The organism is Fretibacterium fastidiosum (genome assembly GCF_000210715.1).
In the GTDB taxonomy this organism is placed as follows: Bacteria; Synergistota; Synergistia; order Synergistales; family Aminobacteriaceae; genus Fretibacterium; species Fretibacterium fastidiosum.
Window position 1 is genome coordinate 1,035,987 of sequence record NC_021038.1, and the last position, 1,854, is coordinate 1,037,840.

Annotated in this window: 4 protein-coding genes; all 4 read left to right on the forward strand. The window is 60.0% G+C overall.

Going from position 1 to position 1,854, the window contains the following annotated elements:
- Positions 1-239 precede the first annotated feature (239 nt).
- Positions 240-371 carry a hypothetical protein gene (locus SY1_RS12545; protein ID WP_279369721.1) on the forward strand — a complete coding sequence of 44 codons (132 nt, stop codon included), beginning with the start codon at positions 240-242 and terminating at the stop codon, positions 369-371.
- A gap of 106 nt (positions 372-477) precedes the next feature.
- Positions 478-654 (forward strand): transposase, encoded by a 177-nt coding sequence (locus tag SY1_RS04690; protein ID WP_208872873.1) that lies wholly within the window; start codon positions 478-480, stop codon positions 652-654.
- A gap of 67 nt (positions 655-721) precedes the next feature.
- Positions 722-1,189: a flavodoxin gene (locus tag SY1_RS04695; RefSeq protein WP_015556342.1), complete on the forward strand. Its 468-nt coding sequence runs from the start codon at positions 722-724 to the stop codon at positions 1,187-1,189.
- Positions 1,190-1,357: 168 nt separating this feature from the next.
- Positions 1,358-1,854 (forward strand): MATE family efflux transporter (locus SY1_RS04700; RefSeq protein WP_208872875.1); only part of this gene is annotated, 497 nt, incomplete at its 3' end.

The following is a 1,854-nucleotide window of genomic DNA, read 5'->3' on the forward strand; positions in this document are numbered from 1 at the left end:
TGGAATACCAAAGGAGTCGGCTGGGCAGACGGGCGATACGGTCCCTTTTCGCTGTCTTCGGTTGTCTTCTGCTGGGCCTTTACTTCCTTACCTCAAGTTCAGGATACTTTGAATTTTATGAGACATTCTGCGGTTATCTTTTGTTTTTCTGCATGATTTTCTTTGTTTTTTCTTTCTTTACGCACGCATGGGCGTGGTGGGCGCAGAGACGGAGGAACCGAAGGTATTCGCTTACGGGGATGACCCGAAGGGAGGCCATCTGGATGCTGGAGGTGTCCGGTACGATTCGCCGCCGCATGCACTGTGCTTGTTTGTCGGGGGGGCTCTACGTCACAGTCATGGCAGTGTTGGTTTTTCTCCAGATCGTCTGATGTCGGGCCCCGGCTTTCGATGGCTACTGAGGGCGACTACTCTTCCGAGCTGCCCTGACCAACCACTCCGGGGCAACCCCCTTCTTTTGGTTCCTCGTTATTATGTGTGGGTAAATGGGAGGGGATTCTGCAATGGTTTACCTCTCAGGTCAACAATGCGGTTCTTGAGGGGACCAACAGCCTGGTGCAGGCGGCAAAAGCGAAGGCACGGGGGTATCGAAACAAACAGATCTTCAGTGATATGATTTACCTCGTCGCCGGACAGTTACATTTGACAGAATAGTTCCTTACCCACATAGAACAGTGAGGAGCCAGCAGTTTCTATCAATCTTCTATGGGAGGTCTGATTCATGAAGACATTGATCGTCTACTTTTCCAAGAGCGGAAGGACGAGGAAGGCCGCGGAGGAGATCGCATCCCTGCTGGAGGGCGCGGACCTCTTCGAGATCAAGGTGGACAAGACGTACCCGCCGAGTTACTTCAAGACCCTCTTCGAGGGACGGCGCGAGTTCAAGTCCGGCGAACGGCCGCGCCTCGCCGTCATGCCCCCCGACCCCGCGCCCTACGATCGGGTCCTGCTGGGATGGCCCGTCTGGTTCGGGACGTGTCCCATGGCCGTGATCTCCTTCCTGGAGGCCTGCGACCTCAGCGGAAAGGAGGTCTACCCCTTCTGCACCAGCAGCATGACGGGCCCGGAAAGGGGCGTTCGAGACATCGCCGCCGCCTGTCGCGGACACGTCCACAAGGGGCTGAGGGTCCGTCGGGCGGACGCCGAAAGGATCGCCGCGTGGCTTGACGCTCCAGCGGAAGCGAGCTGACCGCGCGCCGTCTCCCTCCCTGAGGCCCTTCGCCGGCGCCCGCCGCTCAGGGACCGGCCGGCGCCGGGCCGTCCGTGGGGACGCCCCTTGTCCTTTCCCGTTTGCAGGCTATAATGAAACGGAGGGGGCGGTCAGGGCGTCCCCAATCCATTCCTTGAGAGGACGAAGATGCCGAGCAGGACCGTCATGGACATGACGGAGGGCGTGATCTGGAGGCAGCTTGTGGACTTTGCCGTGCCGCTCTTCGTGGGGAACATCTTTCAACAGCTCTACAACACGGTGGACAGCGTCGTCGTGGGCAACTTCGTCGGCGCGGACGCGCTGGGCGCCGTCACGTCCACCGTTCCCATCGTCTTTACCTTCATCAGCCTCTTCATCGGGATGACGATGGGGGCCAGCGTCGTCATCGCACAGTACTTCGGGGCCGGGGACGTGCTCAACCTGCGCCGGGCCGTTCATACCGCCGTCGTTGCCACAGTCGTCCTGTCGCTGGTCCTGTCCGCCGCAGGGTATGTGGCGACGCCCGCACTCCTGCGCTTCATGAACACCCCGGCCTCCATCATGCCGGAGGCCGCGACGTACCTTCAAATTTACATGCTGGGCCTGATCGGGCTGATGCTCTACAACATGGGCTCCGCCATCCTGCGCGCGGTGGGGGACTCCCT